Source organism: Leifsonia sp. 115AMFTsu3.1, assembly GCF_004362795.1.
Lineage (GTDB): Bacteria > Actinomycetota > Actinomycetes > Actinomycetales > Microbacteriaceae > Leifsonia.
On record NZ_SNYB01000001.1, the window covers coordinates 1,640,829 to 1,656,674 of the forward strand.

The window sequence follows — 15,846 nt, forward strand, 5'->3', positions numbered from 1 at the left end:
GCCGGTGTCGATCGCTCAGCGGGGCAGCGCGGCGAGTCGCCGTGCCGCCTCCTCGAGCACGTCGATGCGCTTGCAGAACGCGAACCGGACCAGGGATGCAGTCCGCGCCGAATACTCGCCCCGGCTGAACGCGCCGAGCGGCACCGCGACGACTCCGGCCAGCTCCGGCAGCCGACGGCACAGCTCGACGCCCTCCGGGAAGCCGAGCGGGGCTGCGTCGGCGACCACGAAGTAGGTCCCGTCCGAAGGAAAGACGCCGAAGCCGGCCGCGGCGAGCCCGGCGGAGAGCACATCCCGCTTGTGGGCCAGAGCCTCGGCGATGCCGGTGAAGTAGACGTCCGGGAGCCGCAGCCCCGCGGCGATCGCCGGCTGGAACGGCGCGCCGTTCACGTAGGTGAGGAACTGCTTCACGGCGAGCACCGCGGTGACGAGCTCCGGAGGGGCCGTCAACCAGCCGACCTTCCAGCCCGTCGTGTTGAAGGTCTTGCCACCGGACGAGATCGCGATCGTGCGCTCCCGGGCACCCGGCAGCGTCTCGATCGGGATGTGCTCTGGCCCGAACGTCAGGTGCTCGTAGACGGAGTCGGTGATGATCACGGCGTCGTGCCGCTCGGCCAGCTCTACGATCGCGGTGAGCGTCTCCCGGTCGAGCACGCTGCCTGTGGGATTGTGCGGTGTGTTCACGAGGATGGCGCGTGTGCGGTCGGTCACCGTCTCGCGCAGCCGGTCGAGGTCGGGGCGGAAGGCCGGCGGCTCCAGCGGCACGGTGCGGTGCACGCCGCCCGCCAGCGTGATCACGGCGCCGTACTCGTCGTAGTACGGCTCGAATGTGACCACCTCGTCGCCCGGTTCGAGCAGCGCGAGCAGCGTCGCCGCGATCGCCTCGGTCGCACCGGCGGTGATGAGGACCTCCCGGTCCGGGTCGAGCCCTATGCCGTAGAACCGCTTCTGGTGCTCGGCGACGGCGATGCGGAGGTCGGGGATGCCCATCCCGGGCGGGTACTGGTTCTCGCCGTCGCGGATGGCCGCCACGGCCGCCTCCAGCACCGCGGCGGGTCCGTCCTCGTCCGGGAACCCCTGGCCGAGGTTGATCGCGCCCGTCCGCGACGCCAGCGCGCTCATCTCGGCGAAGATCGTCGGCCGCACGGAGCCGTCGGCTCCGAGCAGTCCTGCACCCGTGGCGGCGCGCCGCCAGCCTCCCGTGATCGTCATAGGACAACGCTACGGCCTTACTCGCATCCAACCCATTGGGTACGTTGGGGAGAGTCATCGACACGCAGAAGGTCGCCCACAGCAACGGCAAATAGAACGCCCAGGTTCGCATCCCAAGCTGTCTGTGCTTGGAAGGAGCAACACCATGACCGACACCCCGAACACCCCGGAGCCCGCGAAGCCCCAGCACGACGCCGACACCGACGCGGTCGTGGATGCTGCCGGCACTGAGCGCACCAGCATCGAGCACACCGGCGCCGCGACCCCCGCAGCGCCGTCCGAGACCCCCGCCGCTCCGGCGGCGCAGACCCCCGCGGCCGAGACCCCGGCCGAGCAGGCTCCCGCAGCCGGCGCCGGATGGACCGCCCCGGCCGCGCAGAGCACCGGCGACACCGCCGCACAGCCGACGCAGCCGCAGCCCACCGCCGCGCAGCCGACCCAGCCGCAGCCCACCGCCGCGCAGCCGACGGTTCCGCAGCCCACCGGCGCGCCGTACCAGGCGCAGCAGCACCAGCCGCAGCCGCAGACCTACGGGCAGCCGTACGGCCAGCAGCAGCCGCCGCAGCAGCCGCAGCAGCCGCACTACGGCAACGGCGCCTTCGGCCAGCCCGCCGGGTACGGCCAGCAGCCGCAGCAGCCCTACGCCCCCAACGCCCACCAGCAGGGCTACGCCGGCGCACCGGGCGCCGCGACCGCCACGGCTCCGGCGAAGCCCGCCAAGAACCGCAGCACCGGCCTCATCATCGCGACGCTCGCCATCGGCGCGCTCGTCGGCGGCATCGCCGGCGCCGGAGCCGGTGTCGGCATCTACGCCGCCACCGACGGCGGCAACGCGACGATCAAGACCGTCTCCGGCCCGCAGAACATCACGGTGAACGACTCCAACGACGCGAGCACCATCACCGCGGTCGCTGCCAAGGCGTCCCCGAGCGTCGTCACCATCTCGGTGAGCGCGTCGAGCTCCGGCGGCACCGGCTCGGGCATCATCCTGACCTCCGACGGCTACGTGCTCACCAACACGCACGTCGTGACGCTCGACGGCCAGGCGGCCAACGTCAACGTGACGGTCACCGACAACGACGGCAAGATCTACACGGCCAAGATCGTCGGAACCGACCCGACCACCGACCTCGCCGTCATCAAGCTGGACAAGGCCTCCGGGCTGACCCCGATCAGCTGGGGCGACTCGAGCAAGCTCAACGTGGGCAACACCACGGTCGCCATCGGTGCGCCGCTCGGCCTCTCCGGCACGGTCACCGACGGCATCGTCAGCGCGCTCAACCGCAGCATCAGCATCGCCTCCTCGGCCGCTCCGAAGGACGACTCGAACAGCGACGGCGGCAGCCAGAACCCGTTCAACTTCGACTTCCCCGACCAGGGCGGTCAGCAGCAGCAACAGCAGCAGAGCGCCGGAACGATCTCGCTCCCGGTCATCCAGACCGACGCGTCCATCAACCCGGGCAACTCCGGTGGTGCGCTGCTCAACAGCAAGGGCGAACTGATCGGCGTCAACGTCGCCATCGCCAGCGCGGGCGGCTCGAGCTCCGACGGCTCGCAGTCCGGCAGCATCGGCGTCGGCTTCGCCATCCCGTCGAACCTGGCCAAGCGCGTCTCCGACGAGATCATCAAGAGCGGCTCCGCCACGCACGGCCTGCTGGGCGCGTCGGTCGCCGACGCGAGCACCGACAGCAAGGCCACCACCGTCGGCGCACTGATCAAGAGCGTCACCAGCGGCGGCGCCGCGGCGGGTGCGGGCCTCAAGGCCGGCGACATCGTGGTGAACCTCGACGACACCCCGATCACCGACGCCACCGACCTGACCGCCCAGGTCCGCGCGCAGGCGGCCGGCTCGAAGGTCGACGTCACCTACATCCGCGACGGTCAGACCAAGACCGCGACCGTGACGCTGGGGTCCCTCCCCGCCGAGTGATCGCGCCGACCGAGCACACCGAGAAGGGCCGTCCCGCAGGCGCGGGGCGGCCCTTCCCCGTTCCCGGCTGCGCCGCAGACCCGGCTGATAGGCTCGACGCCGACCCGCTACAGCGAAGGACCAGATGCCGGACGACATCGTGAACACCCTCCCCGGTGTCTCGTACGTGATGCCCGTGCTCAACGAGGTCACCCACGTGCGGGCCGCCGTCGACAGCCTTCTGGCGCAGGACTACGCCGGGCCGTTCGAGGTCACCATCGCCCTCGGTCCGAGCATGGACGGCACGACCCAGCTGGTCGAGGAGCTCGCGGCCGTCGACAGCCGCATCCGGGTCGTCGACAACGTCGTGGGCTCGACGCCCGCCGGTCTGAACCTCGCCATCCGCGAGTCGCAGTACCCGATCGTGATCCGGGTGGACGCGCACAGCGTCCTTCCGCCGGACTACGCGCGCGTCGCCGTGGAGACCATCCTGGAGACGGGCGCCGACAACGTCGGCGGACTGATGGATGCACAGGGCACCACCGACTTCGAGCGCGCCGTCGCGCGCGCATACGGGAGCCGCGTGGGCCTGGGCGGCACGAAGCTGCATGTCGGCGGCGAGGCCGGTCCGGCCGAGACGGTCTACCTCGGCGTGTTCCGCCGCGATCGCCTGATCGAGGTCGGCCTCTTCGACGAGGAGATCAAGCGCGGCCAGGACTGGGAGCTCAACCGGCGCCTCCGCACCACGGGTGGCACGGTCTGGTTCACGCCGCGGCTCAAGGTCACCTACCGCCCCCGCCCGAACCTGTACCGGCTCGCCCGGCAGTTCTTCTCCACCGGTATCTGGCGGGGCGAGCTCGCCCGGCGCTTCCCGGCATCCAATGGCCTGCGCTACTTCGCACCGCCCGTGATGGTGGTGGGCGTCGCCGTCGGCACGGTGCTCGGCATCGTCGGCATCATCCAGGCCCTCCTCGGCGCCGCGCCGTGGCTGCTCTGGGGCTTCGCCATCCCGGCTCTCTACGTGGTGATCGTCGTGATCTCCGCGCTGCTCTGGGGGCGACGCGACGGTTTTCGCCCGTTCCTGTGGTTTCTCGTAGTCTTGCCGTGCATCCACTTCAGCTGGGGGATCGGCTTCGTCCTCGGATACCTGTCGCTCACCCGCAACATCACGGCCCACACGGGAAGGTAGGCATGACCGCACCCGGACCTGCGGCGCACGGCGCCCGTCCGTCCTCGATCGCCGAGCTGAAGGCCGTCGCGCAGCCCCCAGAGGTGCGCGGACGCCGCAACGCGGAGCACTGGACGGCCTCGCTGTACCTCCGCAACCTGTCGCCGTATCTGACGTGGGTGCTGCTCAAGACCTCGATCTCGGCGAACGGCGTGACCGGCCTGATGATCCTGACGGGATGGGCGACCGCCGCGGCCCTGCTCATCCCGGGCATCGCCGGCGCGGCGCTCGCGCTGGTGCTCGGCCAGCTGCAGATGCTGGTGGACTGCTGCGACGGCGAGGTGGCGCGCTGGCGCCGCACGTCGTCGCCCGCGGGCATCTTCCTCGACAACGTCGGCCACTACTCGACAGAGACGCTGATCGCGATCGTCCTCGGCATCCGCGCGGCGGGCTATCCGCTGGAGACGCCGGAGGACTTCCTCTGGACGAACCTCGGCACCCTGCTCGCCCTGGTGATCGTGCTCAACAAGGCGCTGAACGACATGGTGCGCGTGGCGCGCGCCAACGCCGGACTGCCGAAGCTCGCCGACACGCAGTCGGAGTACGCGCCGACGCACGGGCTCATCGCGACGCTGCGGCGTGCGGCGAAGTTCCTCCCGTTCCACCGGCTGTACCACTCGGTGGAGCTCACCATCCTGATCTTCGTCTTCTCCATCGTCGGCCTGTTCATCGGCGCGACGCTCGCCGACCGCATCTTGCTCTGCGCGCTCGTCCCGCTGTCGATCCTGGCGCTGATCGGGCACTTCGTGACCATCATGGCGTCGCGGCGGGTCCGTGGCTGAGCTGCCCGCGGTCGCGGTCGTGGTGCTCACGCAGGGCGCCCGGCCGGTCGAACTGCGACGCGGCGTGGAGTCGGTGCTCGCCCAGGAGGGCGTGACCACCGACGTCGTCGTGGTCGGCAACGGGTGGGACCCGGCCACCGCAGATCCGGCGCTTCCCGCAGGCGTGCACGTGCTCGCCCTGCCCGACAACGTGGGCATCCCCGCCGGACGCAACGCGGGGGTGCCGCTGGTGCACGGCGAGTGGCTGTTCTTCCTCGACGACGATGCGGACATCCCGTCGCGCACGTTCCTGGCGGACGCCGTCGCCAAGCTCCGGGACGACCCCGGCATCGGGATGCTGCAGCCCCGGCTTCGCGTGCCCGACGGCGCGCCGGCGCCCCGGCGCTGGATCCCGCGCATCCGCAAGGGCGACCCGGAGCGCTCCAGCAATGTGTTCGCCGTGCTCGAGGCCGCCGTGTTGCTGCCGCGTGCCGTCTTCGAGCAGGCCGGCGGCTGGGCCGATCCGTTCTTCTATGCGCACGAGGGCATCGACCTCGCCTGGAAGGTCTGGGACCAGGGCAAGCGCGTCTGGTACGCGGGCGACCTCGTGGCGGAGCATCCGTCCGTGTCGCCGACCCGGCACTCGTACTACTACCGGCTCAACGCGCGGAACCGCGTGTGGCTGGCCCGCCGTAACCTCCCGGCTGTGCTCATCCCGCTCTATGTCGGATCGTGGACCGGCATCCAGTTGCTGCGCTGGTTCCGCAAGCCCGCCGTCCTGCGTGCGTGGTTCGGCGGCTGGGCCGAGGGCTGGCGCACCGACCCGGGCGAGCGACGCCCGCTGCGGTGGAGGACCGTGGCGCGGATGACGGCAGCAGGACGGCCACCGATCGTCTGAACACCCGGTGGCGCCCCCTGGACGCGGTCAGCCGACCTGGCGCCGGCTTCCCGCCTCGCCGTCGTCTGCGGAGCCCTCAGCGGCGGTCCCACCGCCTGTGGGCGCGTCGGCCGGAGCGCCGGAGGGGCCGGACTCGATGACGTACGGACCCCGCGGCAGTTCGGACTCGATGGCCTCCGTCGGCGCATCCTTCCGCCGCCCGCGGCGGGGGAGTGCGCCCCGGAGCACGGTGCCCACCCGGACCACGCGCGTGCCGGTCGCCGTACCGAGGCGACGCACCGCTCCCGGGCCTTCGTTCGGGGTGAGGACCTCGGGGATGACGAGCGGTGGCGGGCCGAACGCGAGACGCGCGTTCTGCACGACGCGTCGCCCGAGGATGTTGTTGCCCGTGCCGCCGATGACGGCACCGACGCCGAACGGGATGGCGCGGGCGAGGATGCTCGCCCCGCCGCGCACCGCGAACTGGCGGATGAACGCGTTCTTCAGCCGGTCGACCAGCGGACCGACGACCATGCTCGGAAGCGTCGAGGTGACGAGCTCGCCCCAGTAGGCGGTACGGGTCACACCGCCCCCGCCGAACTGGCCGGCCAACTGACGCACGAGGTCGGATCCCTCTTTGCCGAGCATCATCGTGAGCACCAGGGCCCTGGCGCGCTCGGGGTCGTCGACGGCGATGCCGTGCAACTCGCTCATCGACTGCGCGTACAGGGCGGTCGCCTCCAGGAAACCGGCCGTCTCCAGCCCGGAGAGGGCTAGGGTGATGCCGGTGCCGATCGCCGGGATGACGGCGGTGGCTCCGACCGCGGCCCCACCACTCGTCACGGCGGCGAGGTACCGGCGTTCGAGGATGCGGGCCAGTTCGTCCGCGGACGCGTCCGGGTGACGGCGGCGGATGCTGCGCAGGTGGGCCACCACGACCGGCCGTTGGATGCCGAGAAAGCGGTCCAGGGTCGTGTTCACCGCGCGCGGGGTGTCTCCGCCGCGCGACGGTCCTCCGGTGACGGAGATGATCGGTTGCTGCTTCTTAGCCATCTCCTCAGAGTGTAGGCCGGTTCCCGATCAAGACGACCGGCGGCGCCGTTCCCGTGCGCTCAGGTAGTCGCGCGCCGACAGCACGCGGACGTCGCTCGGCAGGTGTTCGGTCGAGATGTCCTGCGTGAGCGTCGACACGTCGGTCCCGAGCACCGCCGCGATGCGCATCATCGTCAGCAGGCTGGGGTTCGCCCCTCCGCGTTCGATCTTGCCGAAGTTGGTCACGTGCATGGCGGCGAGGCTCGCGATCGCCTCCTGGCTGAGGCCCAGGCGGACACGGGCACGACGGATGCGTTCGCCGAGCAGGAGGGCGGCGGTCCCTGCGGGGTTCTTCATAGTTCATCAGTGAAGAGCCGAACGCCCCTTCTGCTCCAGAGCACGAGCACCCCGAACGTCGAACCTCACGCGTTGGTCACAGAAAATGCCGGTGATACCGGTATTCCGCGGGAGCCCTCCGGGCCGCGCGTGCGACCCGGAGAGCGCTCGTCAGAAGCTGATCTGCCAGAGGTACTCGCGGCCGTCCGGCGGGAACCACCGCACGACCAGCACGGTGTCGCGGGCCGGTTCCGGGCCGGACAGGCTCGCCCGGACAGCCTCGCCCGGTGGCACGGAGGTGGGCGCGCTGACCCGCAGCCGGGCGCTTCCGGAGACGCTCAGGGTCACCCCGTTGAGCGTCTCCTTCCCCGCATTGACCAGGCGGTAGTGGGGTGCCGCGGAGCGGTCGACCAGCCACGGGACGGGGTACGCCAGGCGGCGCGGACGAGGGGCGGGAGAGGGGCTGCGAAGAAACCGGAGACGATTCATGCGACGACGCTAACCAGCCCCTCCGACGCTCGACGCCCCGAAATCGGGCACGAACACCACTTCCGGGGAGAACCCGCCGAAATCTTTTCTGGGGACGGTTTCACGCCCTGGGGAGAACGCTCGAACTCAGGTGCCGTAGTCGGCGTTGTACAGCTCCAGGACATCCCCGATCGGTCCGTCGAGCACGAGCGCGCCCTTGTCGAGGTAGAGCCCGCGTTCGCAGAAGCGCCGCAGGTCCTTCTCGTTGTGCGAGACGAAGAACAGCGTCCTCCCGCCCGCCAGGAGCTCCTCGATGCGCCGATAGCACTTCTCCCGGAAGCCGCGGTCGCCGACGGCCAGCACCTCGTCGACGAGCAGCACCGGCTCCTCCAGCTGCGAGATGACGGAGAACGCGATGCGCACCTTCATGCCGCTCGACAGATGCTTGTACGGGGTGTCGACGAAGTCGCCGATCTCGGCGAAGTCGATGATCTCGCCGAACCGCTCGTCGATCTGGGAGCGGGTCATGCCGTGCAGGCCGGCCGTCAGGTAGACGTTGTCGCGCACCGTGAGGTCGTCGACGAATCCACCCGTGATCTCGATCAGCGGGGCGACCCCGTCGCGCACGGTCACGGTTCCCTCGTCCGGCAGCATGACGCCGGCGACGAGCTTCAGGAGCGTCGACTTGCCCTGGCCGTTGCGGCCGACCACGCCGATCGCCTCACCCGGCTGCACGTCGAAACTGACGTTGCGGAGCGCCCAGAAGTCGTCCGGGCGCACCCGGCGCTCGCGGGTGGAGAAGAGATCCTTGAACGAGCGGCGGGCTCCGCGATTGCGGCGGAAGCGCACGCCGAGACCGTCGACGGCGATGACGGGGGGCACTCAGATCTCCTTCAGGACGTCGCGCTCGAAGTGCTTGAAGACGAGCCAGCCGATCCCCAGCAGCACCAGTGACATCGCCGCGCTGACGCCGACCAGGAACCAGTCCAGCTCCTCGGCGAAGAACGCCGAGCGGTAGAGGCTGAAGATGCCGGTGAGCGGGTTGAACGCCGACCAGAAATGCAGCGAGAACAGCACGTCCGTCTGCGCGCCGGGATGGGCGGTGAGGTAGGCGGCGCAGTGCCGCGCGGCGATTCCTGCCCCGCACCCGCCGGGCAGGTCGCGGGCGCTGTAGATGATGGGGGAGGCGTAGAAGAGGAAGCGGAGTGCCAGCTTCACGGCGCGCTCCAGGTCGCGGAAGAACACGACGAGCGGCGCCACGATCAGCCCGACGCCGATGGTCAGCACCGTCTGGATGAGGATCGCGACAGGGAACAGCAGCACGTCGACGTTGAGGCGCGCGCCCGTGAGCACGGCGAAGAACGCCAGCACCGGCAAGGACAGCAGGAACTCGATGCCTTTGGACGCAACGATCCGGTTCACCCAGATGGTCCGCGGGATCATCGTCGAGCGGATCAGCTTCGCCTCGCGGATGAACGCCCGCGTGCTGTCCGAGACGGCGCCGTTGAACCACATCCACGGCAGCAGGGCGGCGAGCAGGAAGACGATGTACGGGTTCTCACCGACATCGCGCTTGAAGATGACCGTGAAGACGAACCAGTAGATCGCGCTCATCACGAGCGGATCGAGGATCGACCACAGGTAGCCGAGGACGCTCGTCGAGTAGCGGACGCGGAGGTCGCGCTTGGTCAGCAGCCAGAGCGAGTGCCGGTAGCGCGAGAAGCGCGAACGCTGCGCAGGGCGCACTTCAGTCGGGATACTGGTCACGAGAACCCATCGTATTGATCGAAGCCGCGTGAAAGCTCACGCCGACATCCGACTATACGAAAAGATTCGCGCGCTCCAGGTCCTCCTGGAAGTCGACCTCGACGGCGTACAGGTCCGAGATGTCCACCGGCTCGACCAGCAGGCGGTCCTGCTCGATCGCCAGCTCGATGCCGCGCTCGAAGTAGTCCTGGTCGCCGACGCGCTGCAGCTGACGCAGCAGGGCGGCCTTGTCGCCGGAGGAGATGTAGTTGATGCCGACCGCCTCGCCGAGACCGCCCTTGACGGTCTTGGACAGCTCCTGGATGTAGCCCTCCGGGCCGGTCGTGTACTTGACCTCCTCGTCCGCGACGGACGAGGTGTTCACGGTGACGAAGGTCTGGTCGCGGGCCACCATGGCGGCACCGCGTACGAGGACGGCCGGGTCGAAGACCACGTCGCCGTTCATCCAGAGCACGCCGCCGGGGCCCGATGCCTGCAGGGCGCGCATGAGGCTCTTGGAGGTGTTGGTCTGGTCGTACTGCTCGTTGTAGACGAACTGGGCGTCCGGGAACGCCTCGATGATGTGCTCCAGCTTGTAGCCGACGACGATCGTCACCTGGGCGTCCTTGCCGAACGCCGCGTGGATGTTGTCGAACTGCTGCTGCATGATGGTGCGGCCGTCGTTCAGTTCGGTCAGCGGCTTCGGAAGGCTCCGTCCGAGTCGGCTTCCCATGCCGGCCGCGAGAATCACTACCTGGGTCGTCACAATCATCTCCTTGTCCTACGCGGCCCGGCCTGTGCAGCGACTTCCTTCGTCGCCGCCGGCCTCGCCCGGGAGAGGCTCACCCAGGAATTCATCCGCGCTTACGCGTTTAGACACCCCTTCATGCCTCCCACAGACTACCGGGGGGCATACGCGGGGGGCAGGGGTTGACGGATGTCGTTGTTGGGTCGTTATGTTCCTCACAGGACATTCGGAGCAGACCGATCGCGTCACGCTCGTGCGGGGGGTACGCAGGCGCGTGGGTATTGGTACGTTAGCGGGGTGAGTTCCGAGCACGCGCGTCCCCAGAGCACTGAGCCCGAGGAGGGTCGGGCGACGGAAGCGGCGGAGACGGCGAAACGGGGATCACAGAGGGGGGACACCATGGCGGAGGCTGCAGAGCCGACGACCGCGCAGGGCGGGGCCGACACCGGCCCGGCACCACGGGCGAAGCGTGCCCCGGCGAAGACGGCTGCGGCCGCCGCCGGCACGAGCACTCGCGCTCCGCGGACGAGAACGACCGCGGCGAAGCCGCGGCAGAGCACACGCACGAAGACCGAGACGGCCGCGGCGGGCGCCGCCCCGACCGTCGTGCTGGAGGCGCCGAAACCGGTGGAGACCCGGCCGACGGTGCTGACCATCAGCGGTGTGCAGAAGCGCTACGGCGACACGGTCGCCGTCGACGGGGTGACCCTCGACATCGCGGAAGGGTCCTTCTACGGGATCGTCGGACCGAACGGCGCAGGTAAGACGACGACGCTCTCGATCATCACCGGGCTGCTCCGGCCGGACGCCGGCCGCGTCGTCGTCCACGGCGTCGATGTCTGGGCGGAGCCGGTCCGTGCGAAGCACATCATCGGCGTGCTGCCGGACAAGCTCCGGCTGTTCGACCGCCTCACCGGCGCCCAGTTCCTCCGTTACGCCGGCACCCTGCGCGGGCTGAGCGCCAAGACCGTCCGTGCTCGGACAGGCGACCTCGCCGCCGCGTTCGGGATCGAGGACGCCCTCGACCGCCTCGTCGCCGACTACTCCGCCGGAATGACCAAGAAGATCGCCCTGGCCGCCGCCATGATCCACTCGCCGCGGCTCCTCGTTCTCGACGAGCCGTTCGAGTCGGTCGACCCGGTGTCGGCGGCGAACATCATCGACATCCTGCAGCGCTACACCGCGGCGGGCGGAACGGTCGTCGTCTCGAGTCACGGCATGGACATGATCCAGCGCGTGTGCGACAGCGTCGCCATCATCGTCCGCGGGCAGGTGCTGGCCTCCGGGACCATCGACGAGGTGCGCGGCGAGCAGACGCTCGAAGAGCGCTTCGTCGACCTGGCCGGCGGTCGCAAGGCAGCGGAAGGCATGGAGTGGTTGCACAGTTTCTCGGACTGAAGCTGCGGATCATGGGCAACGCCTTCCGGCGGAGCCCGTGGCAGATCTTCGGCCTGGTGATCGGGCTGCTCTACGGAGGCTTCATCACCGTCCTCGTCGTCGGCTCGCTGGTCGCCGCACGGCTCGTCCCGGATGTCGCGGCGACGCACAGCGTCCTCGTCGTCATCGGGTCGGTGGTGCTCGCGGGGTTCGCCCTGCTCCCGCTGCTCTTCGGCGTCGACGACACGCTCGACCCGCGGGAGTTCGCGCTCTTCGGCATCCCGAACCGATCGCTCGCCACCGGCCTGCTGCTGGCCGGCCTGCTCGGCATCCCGTCGCTCGTGCTCATCATCTGCGCGGCGACCACGGTCGTCACGTGGTCGCAGAACCCCGGAACGGTGCTGGTCGCCCTGATCTGCGCGGTCGTGGTGGTGCTCACCTGTGTGCTGGCCTCGCGCGTCACGACCGCGATCGCCCACTCGATGCTGTCGACGCGCCGGTCCCGCGAGGCGGGCGGCGTCATCGGCATCCTGCTGCTCGTGCTCATCGGCCCGGTGCTGCTCCTGCTTGTCACGGTCGACTGGGGCCGCGACGGTCTCGGAGCCCTCGGCGGCGCGGCCGGCTGGCTCGCGTGGACGCCGCTCGGCGCCATGTGGTCGGCGCCCGGCGCGGCCGCGCAGGGCGACTGGGGCGCTGCCGTGCTGCAGCTGATCATCGCGCTCGTCACACTCGGCCTGCTCTGGCTCGGCTGGACGGCGCTCGTCGCCTACGTCGTCGCGTCGCCGGAACGCGAGCAGCGGTCGAAGGACTACCACGGCCTCGGCTGGTTCGACCGGCTGCCCGGCGGCCCGACCGCCGCGATCGCCGGGCGCTCGATGACCTACTGGGGCAGGGATGCGCGCTACTGGGTGTCGATCGTCCTCATCCCGGTGATCCCGGTCGCGGTGGTGGTCGCGCTCGCCCTCGCCGGGCTCCCGTGGCACTTCATCGTCCTCGTGCCGCTGCCGCTGGTGTGCCTGTTCCTCGGCTGGAGCATCCACAACGACCTGGCCTACGACAGCACCGCGATCTGGCTGCACCTCGTGTCGGGCACGCGCGGCATGGCGGACCGCGCCGGGCGGATGTTCCCGCCGGTCGTGGTGGGCATTCCGGTGCTCGTGGTCGGCTCCATCGCCACGACGATCGTCTTCGGCGACTGGGCCGTGCTGCCGTCGGTCGCGGCGCTGAGCGGGGCGATCCTGGTCATCGGGCTGGGCCTCTCCAGTATCTCGTCCGCGCTGTTCCCGTACCCGGCGACGAAACCGGGCGACAGCGCGTTCACGCAGCCGCAGACCTCGGGCGCCTCCGCGGCGCTGGTCCAGTCGCTGAGCTTCTTCGCCATCCTGATCCTCGCCTCGCCAGTGCTGGTGTTCCTGGTCCTCGGGATCACCGTCAACGCGTTCTGGCTGGCGATCGCGCCGGTCGCGGCGGTGCTGATCGGCTTCGCCACCCTGTTCTTCGGGATCTGGCTGGGCGGCCGGGTGTTCGACCGCCGCGGGCCCGAGATCATGGCCTTCGCGAACCGCAACGACTGAGCGGGCGCTTGTCGGGCATCCCCGACGCATCCACCCGTACGGCGTCTAAACTGGTGGCATGAACGAAGCGAGCATCTCCGAGCCGGGCGGCCAGCCGAGCGGCGGCGGGGCGACGACGCTCGACCGCGAGCTCGAAGAGCTCCTGCAGAACCAGGAGCCGGGCGACCACGAGCGCTTCTCGCACTACGTCAAGAAGGAGCAGATCCTCGAGTCGGCCCTCACGGGCAAGCCGGTGAAGGCGCTGTGCGGCAAGATGTGGACGCCGAACCGCGACCCCGAGAAGTTCCCGGTGTGCCCGACCTGCCGCGAGATCTACGAGGGCCTGCAGGGCGAGTAGCCCTCGGGCCACGTCGCCCGGCCGGGCTCAGCCGAAGAGCGTGGGCAGCACGGGGTCGCCGCGGCCCAGACGGAATGCCTCGTCCGGCAGCTCCGCCATGGCGAGCGCGCGGTGCTCGCGCGCCCGGCGCGTCCCCTCGACGCCCAGGTGCTCGCGGTGCACCTCGCCGTCCGTGATCAGCGGCACCAGGAGGTCGCGCCCGCTGTCGTCCGGCGTGTCTCCCTTCTCGACGATGTGCACCACCTCGGCCACCGCCGTCCCGCGCGCGTCGAGCCGGCGGATGGGGTGCTTGCGGCCGCCGATGCTGGCCTTGCCGTCCGACTTCTTGGCGACGGAGATCCACTCTCCGCCGTCGCCGCTGCGGTGGGCGACGAGCTTGTAGACCATGCCGGAGGCGGGATGCCCGGAGCCGGTCACGACGGAGGTGCCGACCCCGTAGGAGTCGACGGGGGAGGCGGCGAGGGCTGCGATCGTGAACTCGTCGAGGTCGTTGGTGACGGTGATGCGGGTCTTCGTGGCGCCGAGGGAGTCGAGCTGCTGGCGCACCTGCTTGACCAGCTTGGGCAGGTCGCCCGAGTCGAGCCGCACGGCGCCGAGCTCCGGACCGGCCACCTTCACGGCCGTCTCGATCGCCTTCTCGACGTCGAAGGTGTCGACCAGGAGCGTGGTGCCGGGGCCGAGCGCATCCACCTGTGCCCGGAAGGCGTCCTCCTCGGAGTCGTGCAGGAGAGTGAAGGCGTGGGCCGCGGTCCCCATCGTCGGCACGCCCCACGTGCGCCCGGCCTCGAGGTTCGACGTCGCCGAGAACCCGGCGATGAAGGCGGCGCGGGCGGCAGCGACCGCCGAGCGCTCGTTCGCACGGCGTGAGCCCATCTCGGCCAGCGGGCGACCGACCGACGCGGCGACCATACGCGCGGCGGCCGAGGCCACGGCCGAATCGTAATTGAAGACGCTCAGAAGGAGGGTCTCGAGGATGACGCCCTCGGCGAAGGGGGCGTCCACGATGAAGAACGGCGATCCGGGGAAGAACAGCTCGCCCTCGCGGTAGCCGCGGATCGTGCCGGAGAAGCGGTAGTCGGCGAGCCAGTCGATGGTCTCGTCGCGCACCACGTGGTTGTCGCGCAGGAACTGCAGCTCGGCATCCTGGAACCGGAACTGCTCGATCAGTTCCAGGAGCCGTCCTGTCCCGGCGAGCACGCCGTAACGGCGTCCATCGGGAAGCCGGCGGGTGAACGCCTCGAACACGCACTCGCGGTCGTGGGTGCCGGCGAGCAGCGCGGCGTCGAGCATCGTGAGCTCGTAGCGGTCGGTCAGTAGCGCGGAGGACGCGGCTCTCTCGGTCACGTCGCCAGCCTACTCACGCCGCCCGGCCTACTCACGCCTCCGTGCGCCACCGGACCGGTAGGCTGGAGTGCTGTGACGGATGCGCCGATTGGGATCTTCGACTCGGGTGTGGGCGGGCTGACCGTCGCCCGGGCGATCCGCGATCAGCTGCCCAACGAGTCCATCCTCTACGTCGGCGACACCGCGCACTCCCCGTACGGGCCGAAGTCGATCGCCGATGTACGCCGCTACTCGCTCGAAGTGCTCGACTTCCTCGTCGACCAGGGCGTCAAGATGCTCGTCATCGCGTGCAACACCGCGTCTTCCGCGATGCTGCGGGATGCGCGCGAGCGCTACGACGTGCCGGTGATCGAGGTCATCCAGCCGGCTGTCCGGCGTGCCGTCTCCGCGACGCGCACCGGCCGGGTCGGGGTGATCGGCACGGTCGGCACCATCGCCTCCCGCGCCTACGAGGACGCCTTCGCCGCCGCACCCACCCTCCAGCTGTTCACGCAGGCGTGCCCGCGGTTCGTCGAGTTCGTGGAGGCGGGGGTCACCAGCGGCGAGGAGGTGCTGCGGGTCACCGCCGAGTACCTGCAGCCGCTCCGCGACGCCGACGTCGACACGCTAGTGCTCGGCTGCACGCACTACCCGTTCCTGAAGGGCGCGATCTCGTACGTGATGGGGGAGGGCGTCTCGCTCGTCTCCAGCGACACCGAGACCGCCAAGGACGTCTACCGCACCCTCGTCGGCCAGGGGCTCGAGCGCCGCTCGCCGCTGCCGCCGACCATCCACTACGAAGCCACCGGCTCGGACGCCGACACCTTTCTGCGTCTGGCCCACCGGTTCATCGGCCCCGAGGTCTCGCAGGTCGACCTGGTGCACACCGGCGTCATCGACCTCCCGCTCTGACCATCC

General features: G+C 70.1%; 16 protein-coding genes. 8 read left to right on the forward strand and 8 right to left on the reverse strand.

Features of this window, described 5'->3' with window-relative positions:
* Nucleotides 1-15 precede the first annotated feature (15 nt).
* A complete protein-coding gene (locus AXZ95_RS07945; protein WP_018190499.1) occupies nt 16-1,212 on the reverse strand; it encodes an aminotransferase class I/II-fold pyridoxal phosphate-dependent enzyme in 1,197 nt (398 codons plus the stop codon).
* Nucleotides 1,213-1,357: 145 nt separating this feature from the next.
* On the opposite strand from AXZ95_RS07945, the gene AXZ95_RS07950 reads away from it, so the two are divergent.
* The 4 genes from AXZ95_RS07950 to AXZ95_RS07965 all read left to right on the forward strand — a co-directional run bounded on the left by AXZ95_RS07950 (nt 1,358) and on the right by AXZ95_RS07965 (nt 6,008).
* A complete protein-coding gene (locus AXZ95_RS07950) occupies nt 1,358-3,142 on the forward strand; it encodes a trypsin-like peptidase domain-containing protein (protein ID WP_018190500.1) in 1,785 nt (594 codons plus the stop codon).
* A 124-nt stretch (nt 3,143-3,266) separates the two neighbouring features.
* The gene (locus AXZ95_RS07955; protein ID WP_018190501.1) at nt 3,267-4,310 is read left to right on the forward strand and encodes a glycosyltransferase family 2 protein; all 1,044 of its coding nucleotides are present in this window, start codon (nt 3,267-3,269) and stop codon (nt 4,308-4,310) included.
* 2 nt (nt 4,311-4,312) lie between these two features.
* Nucleotides 4,313-5,131, forward strand: coding sequence for a CDP-alcohol phosphatidyltransferase family protein (locus AXZ95_RS07960; protein ID WP_018190502.1), 819 nt, complete (start codon nt 4,313-4,315; stop codon nt 5,129-5,131).
* Nucleotides 5,124-6,008 (forward strand): glycosyltransferase, encoded by an 885-nt coding sequence (locus AXZ95_RS07965; RefSeq protein ID WP_018190503.1) that lies wholly within the window; start codon nt 5,124-5,126, stop codon nt 6,006-6,008. Before AXZ95_RS07960 ends, AXZ95_RS07965 begins: the two co-directional genes overlap by 8 nt.
* Before the next feature lie 27 nt (nt 6,009-6,035).
* On the opposite strand, the gene AXZ95_RS07970 is transcribed toward AXZ95_RS07965, so the two are convergent.
* The 6 genes from AXZ95_RS07970 to AXZ95_RS07995 form a co-directional block, all read right to left on the reverse strand.
* Complete coding sequence (locus AXZ95_RS07970) at nt 6,036-7,040, reverse strand: hypothetical protein (RefSeq protein ID WP_018190504.1); 1,005 nt, start codon at nt 7,038-7,040, stop codon at nt 6,036-6,038.
* Between the two features lie 27 nt (nt 7,041-7,067).
* A complete protein-coding gene (locus AXZ95_RS07975) occupies nt 7,068-7,376 on the reverse strand; it encodes a helix-turn-helix transcriptional regulator (RefSeq protein ID WP_018190505.1) in 309 nt (102 codons plus the stop codon).
* A gap of 150 nt (nt 7,377-7,526) precedes the next feature.
* Complete coding sequence (locus tag AXZ95_RS07980; RefSeq protein WP_133638814.1) at nt 7,527-7,844, reverse strand: hypothetical protein; 318 nt, start codon at nt 7,842-7,844, stop codon at nt 7,527-7,529.
* A 126-nt stretch (nt 7,845-7,970) separates the two neighbouring features.
* Entirely contained in the window at nt 7,971-8,705 is a 735-nt protein-coding gene (locus AXZ95_RS07985; RefSeq protein WP_018190507.1) for an ABC transporter ATP-binding protein, read from the reverse strand.
* Nucleotides 8,706-9,569, reverse strand: a complete 864-nt coding sequence (locus AXZ95_RS07990; RefSeq protein ID WP_018190508.1) for an ABC transporter permease — start codon at nt 9,567-9,569, stop codon at nt 8,706-8,708.
* Nucleotides 9,570-9,642: 73 nt separating this feature from the next.
* Nucleotides 9,643-10,335, reverse strand: coding sequence for a phosphocholine cytidylyltransferase family protein (locus AXZ95_RS07995; protein WP_026307130.1), 693 nt, complete (start codon nt 10,333-10,335; stop codon nt 9,643-9,645).
* Between the two features lie 381 nt (nt 10,336-10,716).
* On the opposite strand from AXZ95_RS07995, the gene AXZ95_RS08000 reads away from it, so the two are divergent.
* From AXZ95_RS08000 to AXZ95_RS08010, 3 genes are read left to right on the forward strand one after another with little or no spacing between them, the layout of a single operon-like run.
* Entirely contained in the window at nt 10,717-11,715 is a 999-nt protein-coding gene (locus tag AXZ95_RS08000; protein ID WP_018190510.1) for an ABC transporter ATP-binding protein, read from the forward strand.
* On the forward strand, nt 11,691-13,268 hold the full coding sequence (locus tag AXZ95_RS08005; RefSeq protein WP_231374381.1) for a hypothetical protein: 1,578 nt from the start codon (nt 11,691-11,693) through the stop codon (nt 13,266-13,268). The genes AXZ95_RS08000 and AXZ95_RS08005 overlap by 25 nt, the downstream gene beginning before the upstream one ends.
* A 58-nt stretch (nt 13,269-13,326) precedes the next feature.
* Entirely contained in the window at nt 13,327-13,605 is a 279-nt protein-coding gene (locus AXZ95_RS08010) for a DUF3039 domain-containing protein (protein WP_018190512.1), read from the forward strand.
* A gap of 27 nt (nt 13,606-13,632) precedes the next feature.
* On the opposite strand, the gene AXZ95_RS08015 is transcribed toward AXZ95_RS08010, so the two are convergent.
* Nucleotides 13,633-14,949 (reverse strand): nicotinate phosphoribosyltransferase, encoded by a 1,317-nt coding sequence (locus AXZ95_RS08015; RefSeq protein ID WP_018190513.1) that lies wholly within the window; start codon nt 14,947-14,949, stop codon nt 13,633-13,635.
* 72 nt (nt 14,950-15,021) lie between these two features.
* Here AXZ95_RS08015 and murI point away from each other — a divergent pair, with 72 nt between their 5' ends.
* Complete coding sequence (gene murI, locus AXZ95_RS08020) at nt 15,022-15,840, forward strand: glutamate racemase (RefSeq protein WP_018190514.1); 819 nt, start codon at nt 15,022-15,024, stop codon at nt 15,838-15,840.
* Nucleotides 15,841-15,846 lie beyond the last annotated feature (6 nt).

Excerpts from the sequence above, each read along its gene's own strand:
- AXZ95_RS07945 (WP_018190499.1), bottom strand. The coding sequence starts at position 1,212 with ATGACGATCACGGGAGGCTGGCGGCGCGCCGCCACGGGTGCAGGACTG.
- AXZ95_RS07950 (WP_018190500.1), top strand. The coding sequence starts at position 1,358 with ATGACCGACACCCCGAACACCCCGGAGCCCGCGAAGCCCCAGCACGAC.
- AXZ95_RS07955 (WP_018190501.1), top strand. The coding sequence starts at position 3,267 with ATGCCGGACGACATCGTGAACACCCTCCCCGGTGTCTCGTACGTGATG.
- AXZ95_RS07960 (WP_018190502.1), top strand. The coding sequence starts at position 4,313 with ATGACCGCACCCGGACCTGCGGCGCACGGCGCCCGTCCGTCCTCGATC.
- AXZ95_RS07970 (WP_018190504.1), bottom strand. The coding sequence starts at position 7,040 with ATGGCTAAGAAGCAGCAACCGATCATCTCCGTCACCGGAGGACCGTCG.
- AXZ95_RS07975 (WP_018190505.1), bottom strand. The coding sequence starts at position 7,376 with ATGAAGAACCCCGCAGGGACCGCCGCCCTCCTGCTCGGCGAACGCATC.
- AXZ95_RS07980 (WP_133638814.1), bottom strand. The coding sequence starts at position 7,844 with ATGAATCGTCTCCGGTTTCTTCGCAGCCCCTCTCCCGCCCCTCGTCCG.
- AXZ95_RS08000 (WP_018190510.1), top strand. The coding sequence starts at position 10,717 with ATGGCGGAGGCTGCAGAGCCGACGACCGCGCAGGGCGGGGCCGACACC.
- AXZ95_RS08010 (WP_018190512.1), top strand. The coding sequence starts at position 13,327 with ATGAACGAAGCGAGCATCTCCGAGCCGGGCGGCCAGCCGAGCGGCGGC.